Source organism: Thiobacillus denitrificans, assembly GCF_001530125.1.
Classification (GTDB): domain Bacteria; phylum Pseudomonadota; class Gammaproteobacteria; order Burkholderiales; family Thiobacillaceae; genus Thiobacillus; species Thiobacillus denitrificans_C.
On record NZ_LDUG01000020.1, the window covers coordinates 1 to 23,695 of the forward strand.

The following is a 23,695-nucleotide window of genomic DNA, read 5'->3' on the forward strand; positions in this document are numbered from 1 at the left end:
AAGCGGCTGTGCCGCAGCAGGCTTTCGGCACCGGCCAGCTGGCTGATCGCGCGGCGGCTGGCGGCAGGCGTGCAGCCGAAATTGCATGCCACGTAATCGACCAGCCAGTCATCGGCCCGCAGCAGGGTAGCGGGCGGGCGGAACAGATGCCGCGCGATGTGGCGGTCCATCGCCCATTCCGCCGCGGCGTGCGTCAGCATCGGCACGTTCCACCACAAATGTTCGTGTGCCGGGACGAAGTGGTTGTGCGCGATGATGTCGACCCACAGATGGCTCATCGCACCGACCGCGCAGGCGCGCGTTGCGTCATCGTGCGCCGCCTCCAGCAGCGCATGCGCGGTTTCCCAGCGGTGGCTGGCGTCGAATGCGCGGGTGCGCGCGGTGGCCCCCACCAGCGCCAGATCGGGCAGGCAGGCGCCCGCCATCAGCCGCTGCGGAAAACGCCGCACCGCGCGCCGCAAGGCGGGGTCGAGCAACGGCACCGCCCACACCAGCAACTGCGCGAAATACACGTGGGTAATCAGCCCCCACGCCAGCGCGTCCCCGGCAAACAGGACCGCCGGAACCGACCACAGCAATACGGTACGTCGCGTGTTCATGCGCGCAGCATGGCCGCGCCACATGACCGTTCGCGGTCAGGCGCGTGAACCTTCCATGAAACCCGACCTTGCCGGCCTGCGTATAATTCCCGCTGTCGCTTTCCATCCCGCTCCCATCATGCGCACCCTCATCTGCGGTTCCCTCGCCTTCGACTCCATCATGGTGTTTCAGGATCACTTCAAAAATCACATCCTGCCCGACAAGATCCACATGCTGAACGTGTCGTTTCTGGTGCCCGAGATGCGCCGCGAGTTCGGCGGCTGCGCCGGCAACATCGCCTACAACCTGAAACTATTGGGCGGCGAGCCGCTGATCATGGCAACCGTCGGCGACGACTTCGGCGCCTACGGCGAACGCCTCGACGACCATGCGATTTCGCGCGACTACATCCGCCATATTGCCGGCACCTACACCGCGCAGGCCTTCATCACCACCGACCTCGCCGACAACCAGATCACCGCCTTTCACCCCGGCGCGATGAACTATTCGCACGAAAACGACGTGCGCCAGGTGCCGGACGTCAAGCTCGGCATCGTCTCGCCGGACGGCCGCGACGGCATGCTGCGCCACGTTCGCGGCTTTCACGAAGCCGCGGTGCCGTGCATCTTCGACCCCGGCCAGGGCATGCCGCTGTTCACTGGCGAGGAACTGCTGGAGTGCGTCCACAAGTCCAGCTACGTCATCCTCAACGACTACGAAGCCGAACTACTGCAAGCGCGCACCGGGGAAAACCTGGCCACGCTGGCGCGCCACGTCGAGGCGCTGATCGTGACGCGCGGCGCCGAAGGCTCGGTGATTTACACGGCCGGCAAGCAACTTGACATTCCAGCTGCGCGCCCCGCCGCCATCCTCGACCCCACCGGCTGCGGCGACGCCTATCGCAGCGGCATCCTGTACGGCATCACCCACGGGCTCGACTGGGAAACCTCCGGCCGTCTGGGCAGTCTCATGGGGGCGATCAAGATCGCCCAGCGCGGCGGACAAAACCACCGCCCCGGCCGCGATGAAATCGCCAGCGAATTCCATACCCAGTTTGACTATCATTACGCGTAAAGACAGGAGCACATCATGAACAAACCCTTTGCAGTTGCCCTCATTGCCGCCAGCACCCTGCTGCTGGCAGGCTGTCCGGCTGGAATGGGCGGTTCGGATTACAGCCGCAGCCAGGCGCGCACCGTGCAGGAAGTGCAGATGGGTATCGTGGAGTCGGTGCGCGAGGTCACCATCGAGGGCACCAAGACGCCGATTGGCGCGGGTGCAGGCGCCATCGTCGGCGGGGTGGCCGGCAGTACGGTCGGCGGCGGCCGCGGCAGCGTGGTCGGTGCAACCATCGGCGCGGTGCTGGGCGGCGTGGGCGGCGCGGCGGCGGAAGAAGCCGTCACCCGTCAAAAGGGCGTGGAAATCACGGTCAAGCTCGATTCGGGACGAATGATTGCCATCACCCAGGCGGCCGACCAGGAATTCCGCGGGGGCGACCGCGTACGCGTACTGTCGGGTGGGGGCGTCACCCGGGTGACGCAATAAACCCGAAATACCACATTAAACCTAAATTCCTCACCACAGAGACACAGAGGAAAAACAAAGGCTTACGTCGCGCTGCCCAGTCACCGATCGGGTGAGTGGGCAAGCGTGGGTAACCTGTTGATTTATTGTCTTTCTCAGTGCCTCTGTGGTTCAAATGCGGTTTTCAGGTTAAAAACCAGCGTCACCGTTTCGCAATCCTGCTGTCACCATCCATTAACACCCCGTCACTAAGCTGGGCGCATTCCATCAACAGGAGTGCCCCATGCTCGACGTCCGCAGCACTGTTCAACCCGTCCCCGCCAGCCGCTATCACCTGTCGCTGGCGGTCGACGACAGCGAAATCCGCGAAGCGCAGCGCCTGCGCTACCAGGTGTTTGCCGAGGAAATGGGCGCGCGTCTGTCAACCGCTCTGCCCGGACACGACACCGATCTGTATGACCCGTTCTGCGACCACCTGCTGGTGCGTGAACTGGCGAGCGGCGAAGTCGTCGGCACCTATCGCATCCTCCCGCCCGACGCCGCCAGGCGTGTCGGCAGCTATTATTCCGAACAGGAATTCGACCTCACCCGGCTGAATTTCCTGCGCCCGCGCATGGCCGAGCTGGGGCGTTCGTGCGTGCATCCGGCGCACCGCAGCGGCGCCGTCATCGCCCGTCTGTGGATGGGACTAGCCGACTACATGACGCGCTATGGTTACGAGTACGTTGTCGGCTGCGCCAGCATCGGCATGGCCGACGGCGGCCATATCGCTGCCAGCGTGCATCGCCAGTTGTGTGAAAGCCATCTGGCCCCGATCGAATGGCACGCCGCTCCGCGCGATCGCCTGCCGGTTGAATCGCTCGACGACGGCCAGAACGCCGCGCTGCCGCCGCTGATCAAGGGCTACACCCGGCTGGGCGCGATGGTGTGCGGCGAACCGGCATGGGATCCCGATTTCAACACCGCCGACCTGCTGATGTTGCTGCCGATGGCGCAGTTGAACCGCAGCTATGCCCGCCGGTTTATTCCCTGAGCTTTACAATAGGCGGGTGATGCTCGCCCGCCTTCCCGTTACCTTGCGCCGCACCCTCCGCATCAGCCTGCTGATGCTGCACCTCGCGTGGGGGGTGACGGTCGCCGGGCTGGCGTTTCCCCTGTTCAAACCTGTGCAACGCGACCGTTTCATCACGGCCTGGGCGCGGCGTCTGCTGCGGGTGCTCGGCGTGCGGGCGCAGTTGGCGCCCGCGCCCCGTCTACCGGGGGGGGCGCTGCTGGTGTGCAACCACATCTCGTGGCTGGACATCTATCTGATCTACGCCGCGCAGCGAGTGCACTTCGTGTCCAAGGCCGAGGTGCGGGCGTGGCCGGTGGCGGGCTGGCTGGCGCAGAAGTCCGGCACCCTGTTCATCGAACGCGGCCGCCGTGCCGACACTGCGCGCATCATCCCCGAGATGCACGATCTGATGCAGGACGGCGCGTGGGTCGCGGTATTCCCCGAAGGCACCACTAGCGACGGACGGGCACTGCGGCGATTCATGCCGTCGCTGTTGCAGCCTGCGGTCCAGCTGAACTGCCCGGTTGTGCCGGCAGCCTTGCATTACCGCACGCTGGCGGGCGAATACAGCGCGGCGCCCGCCTACATCGACGATATCAGCATGTGGCAGAGCCTCAAGCAGATCGTCAGCGAACCCGGCCTTATCGCCGAACTGCAGTTCGGCGAACCGATCCTGCCGAACGGCCACCGGCGCGAACTGGCCGCGCTGGCAGAAGCGGCGACCGCCAGGCTTTTAGGCGCAGCACCCGCAAGGGGTACGCCGCCAGACGCTCGCCCTACGGGCGGTCATGGCGCAGCACCCGCAAGGGGTACGCCGCCAGACGCTCGCCCTACGGGCGGTCATGGCGCAGCACCCGCAAGGGGTACGCCGCCAGACGCTCGCCCTACGGGCGGTCATGGCGCAGCTGCATCGGACACGGCACCGCAAACACCTGCCGATCCTCCAGCCTGACCGCGCTCAGCCTGCCACCCCACAGGCAGCCGGTATCCAGCGCGATCAAATCACTGCGGTTGATCAGCCCGAGTGTCGACCAGTGGCCAATGATGATCGTCGCCGCGGCGCTCTTGCGCCCCGGCACCTCAAACCACGGCAGCCAACCGGCCGGCTGGGTGCCGGGCGCGCCCTTGTGGTGGAATTCCATCTCGCCTTCAGCCGAGCAATAACGCAGCCGGGTGAAGGCATTGACGATCACCCGCAGGCGCTCGATGCCCTGCATATCCGCATCCCACGCAACCGGCGCGTTGCCGTACATCTGCGCGAAGAAATCGCGGTAATGCGCGCCCTGCAGCATCGCCTCGGCTTCTGCCGCCCGCTGCATCGTGTCGTCAGGCGTCCAGTCCGGCAGCACGCCCGCATGCACCATGAGCCAATCGCCCTCGCGCCAGGCCAGTTTCTGCTGGCGCAGCCAGGCCAGCAGTTCGTCGCGGTCGGGGGCATTCAGGATGGCATCGAGCGTGTCGCCCTTGTGCACGCGGCCAAACCCCTCGGCCAGCGCCAGCAAGTGCAGATCGTGATTGCCGAGCACGCTGATGGCGGCATTCCCCAGGCTTTTGACAAACCGCAACACCGCCAGCGAATCCGGCCCGCGGTTGACCAGATCGCCGACAAGCCACAGCCGATCGGCCGCCGGGTCGAAACGAATTTCATCCAGCAGACGCAGCAGGGAATGCTGGCACCCCTGAAGATCGCCAATGGCATAGGTAGGCATATAAAATACGGCTATTCGTGTGCTGTGTTGCCCGCATCATAGCGCTCCCGCCTGAACCCCACGTGACACCCCTTCCATACAATCCTGACTATGAAGCCTGTTATTCGTCTGTTTTTCAAAACCGTGCGCGTCGTTGTTGGCCCGTTTGTGCTGCTGGGTGACTGTCTCACCCGCCCCAAGGGCATCGTGCGCCCCGAGGCTGAGCAGCAGGCCATCGACGCACGCACGCAGCATCTTGCGCTGTACTATTTTCCAACCTGCCCGTTCTGCCTGAAAACCCGGCGCACCATCCGGCGGCTGTCGCTCAAGATCGAGCTACGCGACGCCCAGCACAGCACCGCCCACCGTGATGCCCTGCTTGCCGGCGGCGGCAAGCCGCAAGTGCCCTGTCTGCAAGCCACCGACGCACAGGGCCTGCCAACCTGGCTGTACGATTCGAATGCCGTCACCGCCTATCTCAACCGAGAATTCGGCGACTCGCCTGCGGCATGAGCCTGGTTGCTGCATTGAATCCGCCGCAGCGCGAAGCGGCGAAATACCTCGACGGCCCCCTGCTGGTGCTGGCCGGCGCCGGCTCGGGCAAGACACGCGTCATCACTCACAAGATCGCCTACCTGATCGGCGAATGCGGCTACAAGCCCAGCTCGATTGCCGCCATCACCTTCACCAACAAGGCGGCGCGCGAGATGCAGGATCGCGCCGCCAAGCTGACGCAGGGCGTCAACACCAAGGGACTGATCGTCACCACCTTCCATTCGATGGGCCTCAGGATGCTGCGCGAGGACGCGAAGTTCGCCGAACTGAAACCAGCCTTTTCGATCCTCGATTCGGCCGACGCCGCCGGCATCATTTCGGAAATCCTCAAGACCACCGACAAGCAGGAAATCCGCCGCGCAGTGTCGCGAATCTCGCTGTGGAAGAACGAGCTGAAGTCGCCCGCCGCCGCCCTGCTAACTGCCGAGGACGACAACGCGCGCGCCTATGCAAAAATTTATGACCGCTACGATGCGACGCTGCGCGCGTATCAGGCGGTGGACTTCGACGACCTGATTCGCCTGCCCGCCGAGCTGCTCGACACCCACTTCGAGCTGCGCGAGAAGTGGCAGAACCGGCTGCGCCACATCCTGGTGGACGAATACCAGGACACCAACATTGCGCAATACCGCCTGCTGCAAAAGCTGACCGGGGTGCGCGCGGCGTTCACCGCGGTCGGTGATGACGATCAGGCAATCTATGGCTGGCGCGGTGCCTCGGCCGACAACCTGCGACAGCTGCGCGAGGACTATCCGCACCTGCACCTGGTCAAGCTGGAACAGAATTACCGTTCAAGCGTGCGCATCCTGAAAGCCGCCAACAGCCTGATCGCCCACAACCCCAAGCTGTTCGAAAAACGCCTGTGGAGCGATCTCGGCCTGGGGGACGCCATCCAGGTGATGCCAACGCGCGACGACGAACATGAGGCCGAGTCAGTGGTCATGCGCCTCTTGTCGCATAAATTCCAGCACCGCACCGAATGGCGCGACTACGCCATCCTGTATCGCGGCAACTACCAGGCGCGTGTATTCGAGAAGGCGCTGCGCAACGAAAAAGTGCCGTATCAGCTGTCCGGCGGGCAGTCGTTTTTCGACCGTGCCGAAATCAAGGACGTGATCGCCTACCTGCGCCTGATCGCCAACAGCGACGATGACCCGGCCTTCATCCGCGCGGTCACCACGCCGAAGCGGGGGATCGGCACGGCGACGCTGGAAAAGCTCGGCCAGGTCGCCGCCACCCTGCATGTGAGCCTGTTCGAGGCGGTGTTTTCTGCCGCGGCAGTCGCGCAGATCGGCGAGCGCCAGCTGGCACCGCTGCTTGAATTCAGCAACTTCATCAACCGTTTCGAGGCGCGGGTCACCCGCGAGCCGGCAGGCGAAGTGCTGAACGATCTACTGAAATCGATCGACTACGAGATTTATGTGTTCGATCAGGACGATGCGCGCGCGGCTCAGAACAAGTGGAACAACGTGCTCGAATTTGCCGCCTGGATCGCCAAGAAGGGCGAGGAGGACGACAAGAACTTATTGCAGTTGACCCAGACCATCGCGCTGATCACCCTGCTGGAAGGCCGTGAGGAAGCCGAGCCCGACGCAGTGCGACTGTCCACTCTGCACGCTGCCAAGGGGCTCGAATTCGGCCATGTATTTCTGGTCGGCGTGGAAGAGAACATCCTGCCGCACCGCGACGCGGTCGACGAAGGTCGCCTGGAAGAGGAGCGCCGCCTGATGTACGTCGGCGTCACCCGCGCGAAAAAATCGCTCACGCTGTCCTACTGCTCGCGCCGCAAGCGCGCGCGCGAATCAGTGGCCTGCGACCCGTCGCGCTTCATTGACGAACTCGGCGACGACGTGCGCCAGCCCGAAAAACCCACCGACGCGGCCGCCAAGGCAAACGGCAGCAACCGCCTCGCCGCCCTCAAGGCGATGCTAGGCGAGTCGCTGTGATTCACGGGCGCGCGGCGCATGACGCCGCTGCCACGATCAGGCCTTAAAGCGAGAGGATCCACTCCGACAACTTGTGTGCGTCCGCCAGATCAACCTTTTGCGGCTTCATGGGCTTGGTACCCCACTTTCCAGTGGAGCCCTCGAGCGTGCTTTTGGCCAACATGGCCACCGCACCGTCCTGTCCCTTGTACATGGCCGAGATTTCCTTCAACGAAGGACCCATGCCTTTTGCGTCCATCTTTATGGCACATCATGCATTTATCTTCGCGAGTTCCTCGCTGGCGCTCACCGGCATAGAGAGCAGGGGCAGTGCAAGTGCGATCAATGCAGCATATTGTTTCATTTTGGCTCCTCTTCACGAGACAACAATGTCTTTAATTAATTAAATCCTTCTCACCCGTCTTGTCCACCCCGGCTTTAACAGTGCGCAGTGCCGCACTGCAGCACCATGAAAAAGGGGACGCCGCAGCGCCCCCCTCATCACATCAACCCAGCGATCAGTTGACCTTGGGGTCCAGTTCGCCCTTGTCGTAGCGCTTCTGCATGTCTTCCAGGCTGAAGACCTTTTTGATCTTGCTCGCCTGGCCCGCCGCGCCGAAGGCTTCATAACGATTCCGGCAAATGTCGCTCATGCCCTTGGTGGCTTCCTTGAGGAATTTACGTGGATCGAAGTTGGACTTGTTTTCCGCCAGGTACTTGCGGATGGCGCCGGTGGACGCCATGCGCAGGTCGGTGTCGATGTTGACCTTGCGCACGCCGTTCTTGATGCCTTCGACGATTTCGCTGACCGGCACGCCATAGGTCTGACCCATGTCGCCGCCGTAGCTGTTGATGATTTCAAGCCATTCTTCCGGCACCGAAGAGGAGCCGTGCATGACCAGGTGCACGTTGGGGATGCGGGCGTGGATTTCCTTCACACGGTCGATGCGCAGCACCTTGCCAGTGGGCTTCTGGGTGAACTTGTACGCGCCGTGGGAGGTGCCGATGGCGATCGCCAGCGCGTCCACGCGGGTCTTGGAAACGAAATCGGCGGCCTCATCCGGGTCGGTCAGCAGCTGGTCGTGGGACAGCTTGCCTTCGGCGCCGTGACCATCTTCTTCACCGGCCATGCCGGATTCGAGGGAACCGAGACAACCCAGTTCGCCCTCGACGGACACGCCGCAGGCATGCGCCAACTCGGCCACCTTGGCCGTGGTTTCAACGTTGTACTCGTAGCTGGAAGGCGTCTTGCCGTCGGTGCCCAGAGAGCCGTCCATCATTACGGAGCTGAAACCGGACTGGATAGAGCGGAAACAAATGCTGGGGGATGCACCGTGGTCCTGGTGCATGCAGACGGGGATCTGCGGATACATTTCGATCGCCGCCAGGATAAGGTGGCGCAGGAAGGGTTCACCGGCATAGGAACGAGCGCCCGCGGAACCCTGCAGGATCACCGGGGAATCCACGGCGGCGGCGGCCTGCATGATGGCCTGGACCTGTTCCATATTGTTGACGTTGAACGCGGGCAAACCATAGCCGTTCTCGGCGGCATGATCGAGCAGTTGACGAAGGGAAATCAGTGCCATTGCAGTCTCCTAGGTTAAAAAATATGCAGCAAGCTAACTTGCAAAATCAGGGTTTTCTGGAATCGCCCACGCGGACGATTTTCATGGTGTTGGTGCCGCCCGACTGACCGATCGGCTCGCCGATGGTCAGCAGGATCAGGTCGCCATCGCGCACCGCGCCGCGCCGCCGCAGTTCTTCCTCGGCTTCCGCCAGCAGGGCATCGCGCTCCTTGGTGGCCGTTTTGAGATTGATCGGGTAGACGCCGCGGAAAAGAGTGACTTTTCTACGTGTTTGAACTTTCGGTGTCAAGGCATAAATCGGCACGCGGGTGGACAGGCGGCTCATCCACAGGCAGGTGTTGCCGGATTCGGTCAGTGCGGCAATCGCCTTGATGTTGAGGTGCACCGAGGTAAACACCGCCGACATCGCAATCGCTTCATCCGGGCGCAAAAAACTGTGGTCGAGCCGCGCACCGGTAAATACGGATTCAGCTTCCTTCTCTGCTTCCAGACAGACACGGTGCATCGCCTGAACCGCCTCGACCGGGAACAGGCCCGCCGCCGTTTCGGCCGACAGCATCACCGCATCGGTGCCGTCGAGCACCGCGTTGGCGACGTCAGAGACTTCGGCACGGGTGGGAATCGGGCTGGAAATCATCGATTCCATCATCTGCGTGGCGGTGATGACAACCTTGTTGCGCTCGATCGCCATGCGGATCATGCGCTTCTGCAACGCGGGCACCGCGGCATCGCCGACTTCCACCCCGAGGTCGCCGCGCGCCACCATGATGGCGTCGGAGGCGTCGAGGATTTCCTCGAGGTTTTCAATCGCTTCAGTGCGCTCGATCTTGGCGACCAGCTGGCACTTGCCGCCGGCCGCGCGAAGCAGTTCGCGCGCCTGGCGCATATCGGCACCGGAGCGCGGGAACGATACCGCCAGATAATCCGCATCCAGCGCCACGGCGGTCTTGATGTCCTCGATGTCTTTTTCGGTCAGGGCGGCTGCCGACAACCCGCCGCCCTTGCGGTTGATGCCCTTGTTGTTGGACAGCACACCGCCTTGCACCACCTTACAGATGATTTCCGTGCCGCGGACCTCCTCGACCCAGAATTCGATGCGGCCGTCGTCCAGCAACAGGGTCACGCCACGCGTCACATCATTCGGCAATTCCTTGTAATCGAGACCGACCCGGGTCTGGTCACCCAGCGTACAGGCGGCGTCGAGAATGAAGGCATCGCCCTTGGCGAGGGTGATCTTGTCGTCCTTGAACTTGCCGATACGAATCTTCGGGCCCTGCAGGTCAACCAGCACGCCGACCGCGCGGCCGCGTGCGCGGGCCAGGGAGCGCACCAGCTCGGCACGGTCGATATGGTCTTGCGCCACGCCGTGGGAAAAATTGAGACGCACCACATCCAGGCCGGCTTCCATCATCCGGTCCAGGGTTTTGGCATCGGAACAGGCGGGGCCGAGGGTGGCGACGATTTTGGTTCTGCGAATCATGTTTTTTTTAGTCGAGAGCGGAGAGTGGTGAGTCGAGAGCGGGGAAGCCTTGACTCTCGGCTCTCGGCTCTCGACTCTCTGCTGGCAGCTTAGCCTGCCGCCCGTTCCTCCAGAATCGCCACGGCGGGCAGAACCTTACCTTCCAGGTACTCTAGGAAAGCGCCGCCCGCGGTGGAAATGTAGCTCACCTTGTCGTAGATGTCGTATTTCTGGATCGCGGCGATGGTGTCGCCGCCGCCGGCCAGGGTGAAGGCGTTGGTGTTGGCGATCGCCATCGCGATGGTCTTGGTGCCTTCGCCGAACTGGTCGAACTCGAACACGCCGACCGGGCCGTTCCACAGCACGGTGCCGGCCTTCATGATGATGTCGGCAATTTCCTGCGCGCTCTTCGGGCCGATGTCGAAAATCATGTCGTCGTCGGCTACGTCGCCGGCGTCCTTCAGCACGGCGGGTTCGTTGGCGTCGAATTTCTTGCCGCACACCACGTCGACGGCGATCGGGATGGTCGCGCCGCGTGCGGTCATCTTCTCGATCAGCGCCTGGGCGGTCGGCACCAGGTCGTCCTCGCACAAGGACTTGCCGACATTATGGCCGGTGGCCTTGAGGAAGGTATTGGCGATACCACCGCCGACCACCAGTTGCTCGCACTTCTCCGACAGCGCTTCCAGCACGGTCAGCTTGGTCGACACCTTGGAGCCGCCGACGATGGCGACCATCGGCCGCGCCGGGTTGGCCAGCGCTTTCTCCAGTGCCTCGAGCTCTTCGGTCAGCAGGATGCCGGCCGCGGCCACCGGCGCGAACTTGGCGATGCCGTGGGTCGAGGCTTCGGCGCGGTGCGCGGTACCGAAGGCGTCCATCACGAAGACGTCGCACAGCGCGGCGTATTTCTTGGCGGTTTCGTCGACGTTCTTCTTTTCGCCCGCGTTGACGCGGCAGTTTTCCAGCACCACCAGTTCGCCTTCGGCGACGTCAAAGCCGCCGTTGACCCATTCGCGGATCAGGCGAATGTTCTTGCCCATGCGCTGGGCGATGACGTCGACCACCGGCTTCAGCGAATCCGCTTCCTTGAATTCGCCTTCGGTGGGGCGGCCGAGGTGGGAGGTGACCATCACCTTGGCACCCGCCTTGAGGCAGTGCTCGATGGTGCGCATCGATGCGGTGATGCGGGCGTCCGACGTGACCTTGCCGTCCTTGACCGGCACGTTCATGTCGGCGCGAATGAAGACGCGCTTGCCTGCAAGATCGAGATCGGTGACGCGAATGAATGCCATGGTTGTTTCTCCTGAAGGTAAGGTTTAAGGGTTGGCGCGGGGTGCGCGCCAGGCCTTAAGGCTCACAACGATGAGTCGAGAGTGGCTAGCCGAGAGCGGTGAGCGCACTTTGCGCTTTGCTCTCCGCTCTCGACTCTCCGCTTTTTGCTGCCTTACTTCGCCACGTGCTGCACAAAGCGCAGCATGTTGCAGGTGTAACCGTACTCGTTGTCATACCAGGCGACGACCTTGACGAAGGTGGCGTCCAGCGCGATGCCGGCGCCGGCATCGAAGATCGACGGCATGGTGCAGCCGCGGAAGTCGGTGGAGACGACACTGTCAGTGGTGTAGCCGAGCACGCCTTTCAGCGCGCCTTCGGAGGCTGCCTTCATCGCGGCGCAGATGGCGTCGTAAGAGGCTTCCTTGTTCAGCTCGACGGTCAGGTCGACCACCGACACGTCGGAGGTCGGCACCCGGAAAGCCATGCCGGTCAGCTTGCCGTTGAGTTCCGGCAGCACTTTGCCGACGGCCTTGGCGGCACCGGTCGAGGACGGGATGATGTTTTCCAGGATGCCACGGCCGCCGCGCCAGTCTTTGGCAGACGGGCCGTCGACGGTTTTTTGCGTCGCGGTCGCGGCATGCACGGTGGTCATCAGGCCGCGCTTGATGCCGAAGTTGTCGTTCAGCACCTTGGCAACCGGTGCCAGGGCGTTGGTGGTGCACGAAGCAGCCGAGACGATGGTTTCGCCGGCGTACTTTTCGTGGTTCACGCCGTAGACGAACATCGGGGTATCGTCCTTCGACGGGGCGGACTGCACCACCTTCTTGGCGCCCGCGTCGATGTGCTTCTGGCAGGTGTCCTTGGTCAGGAAGAAGCCGGTGCACTCAATCACGATGTCGGCGCCCACTTCGTTCCACTTCAGGTTGCCCGGCTCGCGCTCGGCGGTCAGGCGGATATTCTTGCCGTTGACGATGAGGTTGTTGCCTTCAACCGCGATGTCGCCCTTGAAGTTGCCGTGCACCGAATCGTACTTCAGCATGTAGGCGAGGTAGTCGGGTTCGAGCAGGTCGTTGATCGCGACGACCTCGATTTCAGGGAAGTCCTTGGCGATTGCGCGGAATGCCATGCGCCCGATGCGGCCAAAACCGTTAATGCCAACTTTGATTGCCATGTGTCAGTCTCCAGAGTTAAACAAAAAATTCTTACCACAGAGACACAGAGGCACAGAGAAAAGCAAAACCCGATAGGGGTTCTCTCTGTGTCTCTGTGCCTCTGTGGTTATAGGTTTACAGAACGCCCTTGACCGCAGCCACGACGGCCTCGGTCGTGATGCCGAAGTGCTTGAACAGCGCCGGCGCCGGTGCGGATTCGCCGAAACTGTCGATGCCGACCACGGCGCCTTCCAGACCTACATACTTGCGCCAGAAGTCGGTCACACCGGCTTCCACCGCGACGCGCGGCAGGCCCTTGGTCAGCACGCTGGCCTTGTAGGCGGCGTCCTGACGGTCAAAGGTGTTGGTCGACGGCATCGACACCACGCGAACAGCGATGCCTTCGGCGGCCAGGGCTTCCTGCGCCTTCATCGCCAGTTCGACTTCGGAGCCGGTGGCGATGATGATCGCGCGGGCTGAGGCGGCATCTTTCAGCACGTAGCCACCCTTGGCAATATTGGCCAGGGTGGCTTCGTCGCGCGCCATGAACGGCAGGTTCTGACGGCTGAGGATATGGCAGGTGGGGCCGGTGGTGCGCTCGACCGAATGCACCCAGCCGACCAGCGTTTCCACCGTGTCACAGGGGCGCCAGACGTCGATGTTCGGAATCATGCGCAGGGTGGCGGTCTGCTCCACCGGCTGGTGGGTCGGGCCGTCTTCGCCGAGGCCGATGGAATCATGCGTGAACACATGGATCACGCGCTGCTTCATCAGCGCGGCCATGCGGATGGCGTTGCGCGAGTACTCCGAGAACATCAGGAAGGTGCCGCCGAAAGGCAGCAGGCCGCCATGCAGCGCCATGCCGCTCATGATCGCGGCCATGCCGAACTCACGCACGCCGTAGCTGATGTAGTTGCCGGGGTTGCCGTGGCGCACCGGATGGCAGCCTTCCCAGTTGGTGAGGTTGGAACCGGTGAGGTCGGCCGAACCGCCGAGGAACTCGGGCAGCGCCGAAGCCAGCGCGTTGATCGCGATCTGGCTCGCCTTGCGGGTGGCAACGGTTTCACCCTTGCTGTTGATCGCAGCCAGCTTCTCGGCGACGTGGGCCTTCCAGTTGGCGGGCAGTTCGCCCTTCATGCGGCGCTCGAACTCGGCGGCCTCTTTCGGGTAGGCTGCCTTGTATTCGGCGAACTTGTTGTTCCACAGCGTTTCGAGCCCCTGGCCCTTGGTCTTGGCGTCCCAGCCGGCGTAGATGTCGGCAGGAATTTCAAACGGGGGGTGATTCCAGCCCATGTGCTTGCGGGTCGCAACGACTTCGTCGTGGCCCAGCGCGGCGCCGTGCACGTCGTGGGTGCCGGCCTTGTTGGGCGAGCCCTTGCCGATGATGGTCTTGCAGCAGATCAGGGTGGGCCGGTCGGTCTCGGCCTTGGCAGCCTGGATCGCCGCTTCCAGCGCGACGACGTCGTGACCGTCGACATGGGGGATGACGTGCCAGCCATAGGCCTCAAAGCGCTTGGCGGTGTCGTCGGTAAACCAGTTTTCGACGTGACCATCGATCGAAATGCCGTTATCGTCCCAGAAGGCGATCAGCTTGCCGAGCTTCCAGGTGCCGGCCAGCGCGCACGACTCGTGAGAAATGCCTTCCATCATGCAACCGTCGCCCAGGAACGCGTAGGTGTGGTGGTCGACGATGGTGTGGTCGGGCTTGTTGAATTCGGCGGCGAGCACTTTTTCCGCCATGGCCATGCCAACGGCGTTTGTGATGCCCTGGCCGAGCGGGCCGGTGGTGGTCTCGATGCCGGGCGCGTAGCCGTATTCGGGGTGGCCCGGGGTCTTGGAGTGCAATTGACGGAACTGCTTGATGTCGTCCATCGACAAGTCGTAGCCGGTCAGGTGCAGCAATGCATAGAGCAGCATCGAGCCGTGGCCGTTCGACAGCACGAAGCGGTCGCGATCTGCCCACTTGGGGTTGGTGGGGTTGTGGCGCATGTGGTGATTCCACAGCGTTTCAGCGATTTCCGCCATGCCCATGGGGGCGCCGGGGTGGCCGGATTTGGCTTTTTCGACAGCATCCATTGCAAGCGCGCGAATGGCATTGGCCAGGTCGTTACGGGTTGGCATTGCGTTCCCTTCAGCTAAGTAAAAAAAGCATCGCAATTCCCGCCCGCGTAAGCCGTGCAGCGGCAGCTTGGGCAGAATATGCAAAAACCTCGATTATCCGCTAGCAGGCCCAGCTTCCGCAAGCCGGGGCAAAAGCCTAGAAAAGCATCGCTACAACAATGGCTTAACGCGCACAACTCAGGCGCCAACTCAGGATCACCTTCTAAAATCTTTTTATTTGCCCGATGGGCTGGCTTATGCGCCAGCCGCTTTCAGCCAGTCACGCCACAACTCGAACAGCTCAGGGCTGGCCGAGGCCACCACCGATCGCTCCCATATATTGGCGATGTCGAAGCTGCCCGACAGGCTGGACAGCCGCCCGCCCGCCTCTTCCAGGATCAGCGCGCCGGCGGCGTAATCCCACAGCTTCTGCCCGCCGTGCACATAGATGTCGAAACGCCCGGCGGCGGTATAGCACCAGTCCAGCGTGGAGGCGCCGAAATTACGCTGCGAGGCATACGGCGGCCATGCAGCCAGGCGTCCGGCGAGTTCACGGTCGATACGCTTCATCTCGACCCCGGCGAGCGCGCGGCGCAACTCGGTGACGGGTGCGCGCAAGGGAAGCGGCTCGCCATTCAGATGCGCGCCGCAGCCACGCTCGGCGCTGAACATCTCGTCGGCGATGGGGTCATACACCACGCCCAGCTGGCGCTCGCCCTTGTAGAGATAGGCCACCGACACGGCGAAATACGGCACGCCGGCGACAAAGTTTGAGGTGCCGTCGATCGGATCGACGCACCACAGCCCGTCGCGCCCGGCATCCCAGGCGTCGTGCTGCCGCTGCTCGGTCATTTCCTCGCCCAGCACCGGCGCGTTTTTGATCCGCGGCAGCGCCGCCTCCAGCGCGGCCTGCGTCTCGGAATCCGCCTCGGTAAACAAGCTGCCGTCCGGCTTGTGGCTGTGCTTCACCTTGAGAAAGCGCGGCGTGACTTCGCGCTGCGCAATTTCGCGCACCACAGCCTTGACGTCTTCAAGCATGATCAGACACGCACGCAATAACAGTAGACAAATTCCTGCTCCTGCCCCGAGGGGGTGTGGTGAGTTTCGGTTTGGTGCCGCAACAGGCGGAAAGGTGCGCCGAACTCGGCGTGCAGCGCATCGGGTGCGTAGCGCATCACGTCCAGCCCCGAGCACTGCAGCGGCCCGCCGGGGCCGAAGGCGGCGATGATGACGTGTCCGCCGGGCTTCACGCTCTTTAGCACCTGCGCGACATAGCGCGCGCGATCGGCCGGGTCGGTCAGGAAATGGAACACCGCGCGGTCGTGCCAGACGTCATAGCGCGCGGCCGGCAACTCGGCCCGGGTGATGTCGGCGGCGATCCACTGCACCGATTGCGCCCGTGCGTCGAGCCGCGCGCGGCTGGCCGCCAGCGCCGACTCGGCCAGATCGAGCACGGCCAGGTTGCGATAGCCGGCATCGAGCAGGTCGTCCACCAGTACCGAGGCGCCGCCGCCGACGTCAATGATGTGCGCATCCCTGTCCGCACAGCCCTCGATCAGGCGCAGCGATGGCGCGGCATGCGGCTGGAACCAGCTGACATCATCGGCTGCCTTGCTGTGGTAAACGGTTTCCCAATGCTGCCGGCGGTCGACCATGTCACGCGTCCTTCCACTTGATCGAACAGCCCATGCTGGGGATCTGTTCCGCGGGGCCGCGCTGGGTCGCGGCGATTTCCTGCATCGCCTCGAACAGGTCGCGGCGCACGCCCTCGGGCACGATGTCCTTGCGCGATTCGTCGAAGCGGCCGCGGTACTGCAGCTCGAAATCGCGGTTGAAGCCGAAAAAGTCCGGCGTGCACACCGCGCCGTAGGCTTTTGCCACCGCCTGCGTTTCGTCGATCACGTAGGGAAAGGGGAAGCCGAATTCCGCCGCCACCTGTTTCATGTTGTCGAACGAATCCTCGGCGTAGGCGGTCGGGTCGTTCGACATGACCGCGATGGCATGAATGCCGTGCTGTTTAAGCTCGGCGAGGTCGCGTACCAGCCGCGGGCGGATCGCCTTCACATAGGGACAGTGGTTACAGATGAACATCACCAGCAGGCCGTTCGGCCCCATCGCGTCAGACAGCGTCCACACTTTGCCATCGATGCCGGGCAGGCTGAATTCGGGGGCTTTCCAGCCAAAATCGCATACGGGGGTAGTCAGGGAAACCATGGCGTGCTCCACAGAGTTTCGAGTCAATCCCGGCATAATAGCAACATGTCCGCACCGCGTTTTTATCTCGACCAGCCGCTCGCCCCGGGCGCCCGCTTCAGCCTGCCGCCCGGCCCGGCGCGCCACGCCGCGCGCGCGCTGCGACTGACGGAAGGCGATGCGATCACCCTGTTCAATGGCCGCGGCGGCGAATTCGCCGCGCGCATCGAGCGCATCCACAAGGACGAAGTGGCGGTCAGCGTCACCGGCTTTGCCGATACCGAACGCGAATCGCGTTTGCGGGTGATGCTGGCGCAGGGAATTTCGAGCGGCGAGCGCATGGATTACACCCTGCAGAAGGCGGTCGAACTCGGGGTGACGGCGATCCAGCCGATTGCCGCCAGGCGCAGCGTGGTCAAGCTGGCGGGCGCGCGCGCCGACCAACGCGTGGCGCACTGGCAGGGCGTGGTGACGAGCGCCTGCGAGCAGTGCGGACGCAATCAGGTGCCGCCAGTGACGGCGCCGCTGACGCTGGCCCACTGGCTCGGCCATACGATCTTTCACGGGCTTCAGCCCGTAGAAAGTCGGAGTCCTTCAGGGCAACAAAAAGGCGGACGGCTGCTGTTCCTGTCGCCGCTGGCCGCGGCCCGGCTGGCCGACCTGCCGCCGCCGGATGCAATGGATTGGCTGGTAGCCGGCCCCGAAGGCGGATTCGAGGCCGACGAAATCGCTGCGCTAGAGGCGGCGGGGGCCATCCCGGTGCGGCTGGGGCCGCGCGTGTTGCGAACCGAGACCGCCGCACTGGCGGCGCTGGCGGCGATGCAAACCCTGTGGGGCGATTTTTGAAGTTCAGGCAGGCGTAAAAAAACCGGGCATCTGCCCGGTTTTTTTACGCCCAACAGAATTACGGACGAATGTAGGAATACCCCTCCACTTGAAGATCCATGAGTTCCACCACGCCGGCCTTGACGTAGCCGATCTTGGGATTCATATCCGCCTTGCTGAGCTTCTGGCCCTTCATGGTATTTTCGCACGCCACCACTTTCATACCGGAGTCGACGGCTTCGCCCACACGGTTGGCCACCTCGGAATCGGCTTTCAGCATGCCGATACCCGGACCATACGCCACGATTTCGATTATCGCCCCCTTCACATCCTTCTGGACGTTTTTGGCGTTATTCAGTGCCAGATTCCAGGTCGCCGGATTGCCGTCGCTAACCTGGATCACCAGCTTGCCCTTGTCGGCGGCCAGACCCGTCGCCGGCAGCGCCAGCACACCCAGCATCATGGCACCGCCCAGCAGGGCGCCCAGCATCTTGTTCATGGATTTCATTTTTCAAAGTCTCCTTCAGGTTGATTGAAACGGAAACATTCCGTCTCGCATATAACGAAACATCCAGTCTCGCTTTAGTTATGACGTACAGCCTATCCGATTTATTCCGTTTATTCTCATTCTCTGTGTTGCCCCCTGCGCGGCGCGAGGGGTTTTTTTCGGTATCCTTCGCATCAATCCACCCTGCTCGGGCCATTCCGTTGAAAGACACCACCGATTTCGTTCACTGGTTCCGCTCCGCCGCGCCCTACATCCACGGCTTTCGCGGCAAAACCTTTGTCATCGCCTTTGGCGGCGAACTGGTCGCGGACGGCGGCTTCGTGCAGCTGGCGCACGACGTCAACCTGCTGAGCAGCCTGGGGGTGCGGCTGGTGCTGGTGCACGGGGTGCGGCCGCAGGTGGAGGCGCGGCTGACCGAAAACGGTACCGCGATCCGCTATGTGAACGGCCTGCGCGTCACCGATGACCGGGCGCTGGCGTGCGTCAAGGAAGCTGCCGGCACGGTGCGGGTGGAAATCGAGGCGCTGTTGTCGCTGGGGCTGGCCAACACGCCGATGGCGGGGGCCGACATCCGGGTGGCCTCGGGCAATTTCGTTACAGCGCAGCCGCTGGGCATACGCGACGGCGTCGACCTGCTGCACACCGGCGAGGTGCGCAAGATCGCCGCCGCCGCCATTCGAAGACGGCTGGACCAGTACGACATCGTGCTGCTCTCGCCGATCGGCTATTCGCCGACCGGCGAGATCTTCAACCTCAGCCTGGAAGACGTGGCGACCCAGGCGGCGGTCGAACTGGCCGCCGACAAGCTGATTTTCCTGATGAACACCGAAGGGGTGCCGGACAAGGGCCGCACCATCCACAACGCCCTCACCGTCAACGAGGCGCGGCAGGTGCTCGAAAAAGCGGGGCAGGGCAAGGCAAAGAAACTGCCCGAGGACGTGGCCTATTACCTGCCGTGCGCGATCACCGCCTGCACGCAGGGCGTCAAGCGCGCCCACCTCATCAGTCGGCATCGAGACGGCGCGCTGCTGTCCGAACTGTTCACGCGCGAAGGCGTCGGCACCCTCATCACCCCGGCGCCGCTGGAAACCCTGCGCGCCGCCACTATCGACGACGTCGGCGGTATCCTCGGCCTGATCGAGCCGCTGGAGCGCGAGGGCATCCTGGTGTGGCGCTCGCGCGAGTTGCTGGAAATGGAGATCGACCGCTTTCTGGTGCTCGAATCCGACGGTGTCATCGCCGGCTGTGCGGCGCTTTACCCCTTCCCCGAGGAACACGCCGCCGAACTCGCCTGCCTGGCGGTCTCCACGGATTTTCGTGGGCGCGGCTTTGGCGACCTGTTGCTGGCAGAGGCCGAGAAGAAGGGCAAAAAGGCCGGCTTCAAAAACCTGTTCGTCCTGACCACCCGCTCCGAACACTGGTTCGAGGAACGCGGCTTCGTCGACAGCAGCCCCGACCATCTGCCGAAAGGCAAAAAGGCGCTCTACAACTACATGCGGAAATCCAAGGTTCTGCAAAAGTCGCTGTAAACAAGGAAAGAAACCTTGCGTTCATTTGCCCAGTGGCCAGGTCTGGCCCACCGCCTCCTGCATGCGTTCATGCAGACTGCCCGCCTGCTGGTTGGGGTCTTGCTGCTGATCGCGGGCATCCAGCCCGCTTGCAGCGCGGACAAACCGCTGAGCTTCGGGGTTTTTCCCCATTTGACGGCAAGGCAGACCGTCGAGACTTACAGCCCGCTTGCCGACGCGCTGGAAAAGCACTTGCGGCGGCGCGTCGCCATCTACACCGCGCGCGACTTCAAAACCTTTGTCGAACGCACCCGTCAGGGCGAATACGACATCCTGCTGACGGCGCCACACCTAGCCTGGCTGGCGCGCCAGGATGCCGGCTACCGGCCGCTGCTGAAATATGCCCAGCCGGTGCGCGGCCTGCTGGTGGTCAAGGCCGATTCGCCGTTCTATGCGCCGGACGCGTTGCGCGGCCGCACCATCGCCACACCCGACCCCATCGCCGTCGTGGTATTGGCTCTCCACGCCGAACTGGCTGCGAACGAACTCAGTCGCAACATCGATTACCAGACAACGGATTCCGGCACCCACCTCAACGCCGTGATGCAGGTCATCAATGGGCGCGCGGACGCTGCCATGCTGGGGCTGCCAAGCTACAGGCTGATGCCCCCCGAATTGCGCCAGCAATTGCGCGTGCTCGCCGAGACGCCGCCCCTGTCCAGCCTGATGTACCTCACCCACCCGCGCCTGCGTGACGCCGAGGCGCAGGCTGTGCGCAAGACGCTGCTGAGTTTTGCCACCACGCCCGAGGGGCAGGCCTTCATGCAGCGCGGCGGTTTCGGTGGCTTCGCCGATGTGGACGGCAACGAGCTGCAGGCCTTCCGTCCCTACGCCTTGCAGGTGCAAGAAATGTTGCGGGCGCCCCAATGAAGGCGTGGCTGGGGCGACTCTCGCTGCGCTACAAGCTTACCCTCGCCGCGCTGGCGGTGGAAGCCGTGATGCTGAGCTTTCTGATCGCCAACGGGGTGCAGCTCACCACCCAGTCCCTGCAACAACAGGCCGAGCAACGCGTGCGGGAAGTGGGGGAAACCCTGGAGGCGGCCCTGCTTGCGCCCCTGACGCAACAGGATGACGCCAGCGTGCGCGACATCATCGAGACGCTGCAGCACGACGGCGGGCTGGAAATGATCGAGGTGCGCGACAGCAGCAACCGTGTCGTGCACCGGACCGGCAGCGGCGCCGCCGCAACCGATTTCCGCCGGGTGCAGCCGATTGAGCTGGCTGGCCAGCGCTATGGCGAAGTCGTCCTGGTCTTGTCGGGCGATTTCATTCAGCAGGCGCGCATCCGCTATGTACAGCAAAGCCTGATCATTGCTGCTGCCGCCCTGCTGCTGACCGGCATCCTGCTGGCCCTGTCGACCGGCGCGGTGGTTCGTCGCTTTGTCGCGCTGACCCGCGCCAGCAGACGCATGGCGCAAGGCGACCTCGACGTCAAGCTGACGGGCGAAGGCGAAGATGAGATCGGCCAGCTGATCGGCACCTTCAACCGCATGGCCGAAGCGGTCCGCTTCAACGTCGAGCGCGCACACGAAAACGAGGCACGCTTCCATGCCATCGCCGATTACACCCACGACCTCGAATTCTGGCTGTCACCCGAAGGCAAGCTGTTGTGGGTCAATCCCTCGGTCGAGCGCATGCTGGGCTACAGCGTCGGCGAATGCATGGGGCAGATGAATTTCCCGGCCGACATCATCCACCCGGAAGATCGAACCGCAACCGAGTTCCAGTTGCGTCACGCCCTGCGCGGCACCTCCGGCCAGGGTTACGCGCTGCGGGTTTGCCGCAAGGATGGCGGCCATTTCTGGGCAGCGTTGAACTGGCAGCCGATTCATGATTACAGCGGGGTGTATCAGGGCATTCGCGCCAGTATCCACAGCATCGACGACCTCAAGGCGACCGAATCCAACCTGCGCCAGGCCATCAATGAACTGCGCACCGCGGAAAGCCTGCAAAGCAAGTATCTGGCAGAAACCGAGCAGGAACGCGCTCGTCTGGTTTCGCTGCTGTCGGCGATGAACCTCGGCATTCTGTTTGTCGCCGCCGATGGCCGAGTGATTTACCACAACCCCACCTTCAGCCGCATGTGGATGATTGAGGAGGAGACGGACCTCATCGGCCTGCCGGTGCATGAGGTACTGGCCAAGTCCGCCTCGACGCTGGCGCGCCCCGATCATTTCTCCAAGCATTTGCTGGAGGTGCTGAAAACGCGCGAGCTGTCCGACAGCTATGAAATCCAGATGGCCGACGGCCGCGTCATCACCGAACTCGATTACCCGGTGCGCGACCGCGAAGGCCGCTTCATCGGCCATTTGTGGATTTATGAAGACGTCACCCGCGAACGCCAGACGGCCGATCAGCTGGTGTATCTGGCCGAGCGCGACGCGCTCACCGGGCTGTACAACCGCCACCGCTTCCAGCAGGAACTGGCGCGCACCATGCTGGAAACCGACCGCCACCAGACGCAATGCGCGGTGATGTTCTTCGACCTCGACGAATTCAAGACCATCAATGACAGCTCCGGCCACCGCGCGGGCGATGCGCTGCTGATCCGGGTGGCCGGCGAAATCGGCACCCTGGTGCGGCGCAACGAAGTGCTGGCACGGCTGGGCGGCGACGAATTCGCCATCCTGCTGCCTGCGGTGCAGGACAACGAAGCCGAGGCACTGGCCGAGCGCGTGGTACGCGCGGTGGCGCAGATTCCTTTCCGCTTCGAAGGGCAAAACCTGCGGCTCACCACCAGCCTCGGCATTGCCTACTATCCGGGGCACGCCGCCGATGCCGACGATCTGGTCGCGCGCGCCGATATCGCCATGTATCAGGCCAAGGACGCCGGCAAGAACACCTGGCGCGTCTATCGCGCGGACACCGTGGCCGACAGCGAGATGCGCAGCCGTCTGTCATGGGGCGAGCGCATCAGCAACGCGCTCGACAAGGCGTTGTTCCAGCTCCATTTCCAGGGCGTTTACCGGGCGGAAGACGGCACCCTGTCGCATTTGGAAGCGCTTATCCGCATGACCGACGAACGCAACCCCGATCAGCTCATCATGCCGGCGCACTTCATCCCGCTGGCCGAAAAAAGCGGCCGCATTCTCGATATCGACCGCTGGGTGATCCGTGAAGTGCTGCGCATGTTGTCCGACAATCCGGACATCCCGTCCATCGCCATCAATATATCGGGGCGTTCCCTGTCCGAACCCAGCCTGCCCCAGTTCATCGGCGATGCCATACGGGAAGGCTGTGTGACTCCCAGCCGTCTGATCGTCGAAATCACCGAAACGGCCGCCGTCTCCGACCTGCACGATGCGCAGCACATGATCGAGGCGCTGCGCCAGCTGGGTTGCGGCGTCTGTCTCGACGACTTCGGCGTCGGCTTCGCCTCCTTCGCCTACCTCAAGCACCTGCATGTCGACACCATCAAGATCGACGGCATTTTCATTCGCGACCTGGCCAACGATCACGACAACCAGGTGTTCGTGCAGGCCATGGTCAGCGTCGCGCTCGGTCTCGGCAAGTCGGTGGTGGCGGAATACGTCGAGGACGGCCAGACCCTCGCCCTGCTGCGCCGATTCGGCGTCGACCTGGTGCAGGGCTATCATCTCGACCGGCCGATTCCAGACCATCCGGCGCTGCAGGGCAAGGACTAGGGAAACACTGATTAATTCGATATAGCCGTCATTGCGAGCGAAGCGCGGCAATCCAGCGCATTGA

22 protein-coding genes are annotated in these 23,695 nt (G+C 63.2%); 10 read left to right on the forward strand and 12 right to left on the reverse strand.

Features of this window, described 5'->3' with window-relative positions:
• The coding region (locus ABW22_RS07820; protein WP_237763270.1) for a zinc dependent phospholipase C family protein at nt 1–599 on the reverse strand (599 nt) is incomplete at its 3' end.
• A gap of 118 nt (nt 600–717) precedes the next feature.
• Between ABW22_RS07820 and ABW22_RS07825 the strand changes: the two genes are divergently transcribed.
• The 4 genes from ABW22_RS07825 to ABW22_RS07840 all read left to right on the forward strand — a co-directional run bounded on the left by ABW22_RS07825 (nt 718) and on the right by ABW22_RS07840 (nt 4,109).
• Nucleotides 718–1,653, forward strand: a complete 936-nt coding sequence (locus ABW22_RS07825; RefSeq protein ID WP_059754450.1) for a carbohydrate kinase family protein — start codon at nt 718–720, stop codon at nt 1,651–1,653.
• Between the two features lie 15 nt (nt 1,654–1,668).
• Nucleotides 1,669–2,124 (forward strand): hypothetical protein, encoded by a 456-nt coding sequence (locus ABW22_RS07830; RefSeq protein ID WP_059754453.1) that lies wholly within the window; start codon nt 1,669–1,671, stop codon nt 2,122–2,124.
• 262 nt (nt 2,125–2,386) lie between these two features.
• The gene (locus ABW22_RS07835; protein ID WP_059754456.1) at nt 2,387–3,136 is read left to right on the forward strand and encodes a GNAT family N-acetyltransferase; all 750 of its coding nucleotides are present in this window, start codon (nt 2,387–2,389) and stop codon (nt 3,134–3,136) included.
• A gap of 19 nt (nt 3,137–3,155) precedes the next feature.
• Nucleotides 3,156–4,109 carry a lysophospholipid acyltransferase family protein gene (locus ABW22_RS07840; RefSeq protein WP_237763271.1) on the forward strand — a complete coding sequence of 318 codons (954 nt, stop codon included), beginning with the start codon at nt 3,156–3,158 and terminating at the stop codon, nt 4,107–4,109.
• Here the strand turns inward: ABW22_RS07840 and ABW22_RS07845 are convergent.
• Nucleotides 4,042–4,866: a symmetrical bis(5'-nucleosyl)-tetraphosphatase gene (locus ABW22_RS07845; RefSeq protein WP_059754459.1), complete on the reverse strand. Its 825-nt coding sequence runs from the start codon at nt 4,864–4,866 to the stop codon at nt 4,042–4,044. The genes ABW22_RS07840 and ABW22_RS07845 overlap by 68 nt on opposite strands.
• 90 nt (nt 4,867–4,956) lie before the next feature.
• Here ABW22_RS07845 and ABW22_RS07850 point away from each other — a divergent pair, with 90 nt between their 5' ends.
• Both ABW22_RS07850 and ABW22_RS07855 read left to right on the forward strand, forming a co-directional pair.
• Nucleotides 4,957–5,358, forward strand: coding sequence for a glutaredoxin family protein (locus tag ABW22_RS07850; RefSeq protein ID WP_059754462.1), 402 nt, complete (start codon nt 4,957–4,959; stop codon nt 5,356–5,358).
• Nucleotides 5,355–7,346 (forward strand): UvrD-helicase domain-containing protein, encoded by a 1,992-nt coding sequence (locus tag ABW22_RS07855; RefSeq protein ID WP_059754465.1) that lies wholly within the window; start codon nt 5,355–5,357, stop codon nt 7,344–7,346. Before ABW22_RS07850 ends, ABW22_RS07855 begins: the two co-directional genes overlap by 4 nt.
• A 43-nt stretch (nt 7,347–7,389) precedes the next feature.
• Here ABW22_RS07855 and ABW22_RS07860 read toward each other — a convergent pair whose 3' ends face one another.
• From ABW22_RS07860 to ABW22_RS07900, 9 genes are all read right to left on the reverse strand, one after another.
• Complete coding sequence (locus tag ABW22_RS07860; RefSeq protein WP_157648578.1) at nt 7,390–7,569, reverse strand: c-type cytochrome; 180 nt, start codon at nt 7,567–7,569, stop codon at nt 7,390–7,392.
• A gap of 274 nt (nt 7,570–7,843) precedes the next feature.
• Nucleotides 7,844–8,911 carry a class II fructose-bisphosphate aldolase gene (gene fba, locus ABW22_RS07865; RefSeq protein WP_059754471.1) on the reverse strand — a complete coding sequence of 356 codons (1,068 nt, stop codon included), beginning with the start codon at nt 8,909–8,911 and terminating at the stop codon, nt 7,844–7,846.
• Nucleotides 8,912–8,957: 46 nt separating this feature from the next.
• Entirely contained in the window at nt 8,958–10,391 is a 1,434-nt protein-coding gene (pyk, locus tag ABW22_RS07870; protein ID WP_059754474.1) for a pyruvate kinase, read from the reverse strand.
• Nucleotides 10,392–10,480: 89 nt separating this feature from the next.
• Nucleotides 10,481–11,662, reverse strand: a complete 1,182-nt coding sequence (locus ABW22_RS07875) for a phosphoglycerate kinase (protein ID WP_059754477.1) — start codon at nt 11,660–11,662, stop codon at nt 10,481–10,483.
• Nucleotides 11,663–11,814: 152 nt separating this feature from the next.
• Nucleotides 11,815–12,813 carry a type I glyceraldehyde-3-phosphate dehydrogenase gene (gene gap, locus ABW22_RS07880; RefSeq protein ID WP_059754480.1) on the reverse strand — a complete coding sequence of 333 codons (999 nt, stop codon included), beginning with the start codon at nt 12,811–12,813 and terminating at the stop codon, nt 11,815–11,817.
• Nucleotides 12,814–12,928: 115 nt separating this feature from the next.
• A complete protein-coding gene (tkt, locus tag ABW22_RS07885; RefSeq protein WP_059754483.1) occupies nt 12,929–14,914 on the reverse strand; it encodes a transketolase in 1,986 nt (661 codons plus the stop codon).
• 234 nt (nt 14,915–15,148) lie between these two features.
• The gene (locus ABW22_RS07890) at nt 15,149–15,931 is read right to left on the reverse strand and encodes an inositol monophosphatase family protein (RefSeq protein ID WP_059754486.1); all 783 of its coding nucleotides are present in this window, start codon (nt 15,929–15,931) and stop codon (nt 15,149–15,151) included.
• A 2-nt stretch (nt 15,932–15,933) separates the two neighbouring features.
• Nucleotides 15,934–16,548 (reverse strand): class I SAM-dependent methyltransferase, encoded by a 615-nt coding sequence (locus ABW22_RS07895; protein WP_059754489.1) that lies wholly within the window; start codon nt 16,546–16,548, stop codon nt 15,934–15,936.
• A 1-nt stretch (nt 16,549) separates the two neighbouring features.
• Nucleotides 16,550–17,107: a thioredoxin family protein gene (locus ABW22_RS07900; RefSeq protein WP_059754492.1), complete on the reverse strand. Its 558-nt coding sequence runs from the start codon at nt 17,105–17,107 to the stop codon at nt 16,550–16,552.
• 45 nt (nt 17,108–17,152) lie between these two features.
• Here ABW22_RS07900 and ABW22_RS07905 point away from each other — a divergent pair, with 45 nt between their 5' ends.
• Nucleotides 17,153–17,932 carry a 16S rRNA (uracil(1498)-N(3))-methyltransferase gene (locus ABW22_RS07905; RefSeq protein WP_059754498.1) on the forward strand — a complete coding sequence of 260 codons (780 nt, stop codon included), beginning with the start codon at nt 17,153–17,155 and terminating at the stop codon, nt 17,930–17,932.
• 58 nt (nt 17,933–17,990) lie between these two features.
• Here ABW22_RS07905 and ABW22_RS07910 read toward each other — a convergent pair whose 3' ends face one another.
• A complete protein-coding gene (locus tag ABW22_RS07910; RefSeq protein ID WP_059754501.1) occupies nt 17,991–18,419 on the reverse strand; it encodes a DsrE family protein in 429 nt (142 codons plus the stop codon).
• A gap of 200 nt (nt 18,420–18,619) precedes the next feature.
• Here ABW22_RS07910 and argA point away from each other — a divergent pair, with 200 nt between their 5' ends.
• Genes argA through ABW22_RS07925 form a run of 3 tightly spaced genes read left to right on the forward strand, consistent with a single transcriptional unit; the run spans nt 18,620 to nt 23,631 of the window.
• Nucleotides 18,620–19,948 carry an amino-acid N-acetyltransferase gene (gene argA / locus ABW22_RS07915; protein ID WP_059754504.1) on the forward strand — a complete coding sequence of 443 codons (1,329 nt, stop codon included), beginning with the start codon at nt 18,620–18,622 and terminating at the stop codon, nt 19,946–19,948.
• A 15-nt stretch (nt 19,949–19,963) separates the two neighbouring features.
• A complete protein-coding gene (locus ABW22_RS07920; RefSeq protein WP_237763272.1) occupies nt 19,964–20,857 on the forward strand; it encodes a phosphate/phosphite/phosphonate ABC transporter substrate-binding protein in 894 nt (297 codons plus the stop codon).
• On the forward strand, nt 20,854–23,631 hold the full coding sequence (locus ABW22_RS07925) for an EAL domain-containing protein (protein WP_059754506.1): 2,778 nt from the start codon (nt 20,854–20,856) through the stop codon (nt 23,629–23,631). Before ABW22_RS07920 ends, ABW22_RS07925 begins: the two co-directional genes overlap by 4 nt.
• Nucleotides 23,632–23,695 lie beyond the last annotated feature (64 nt).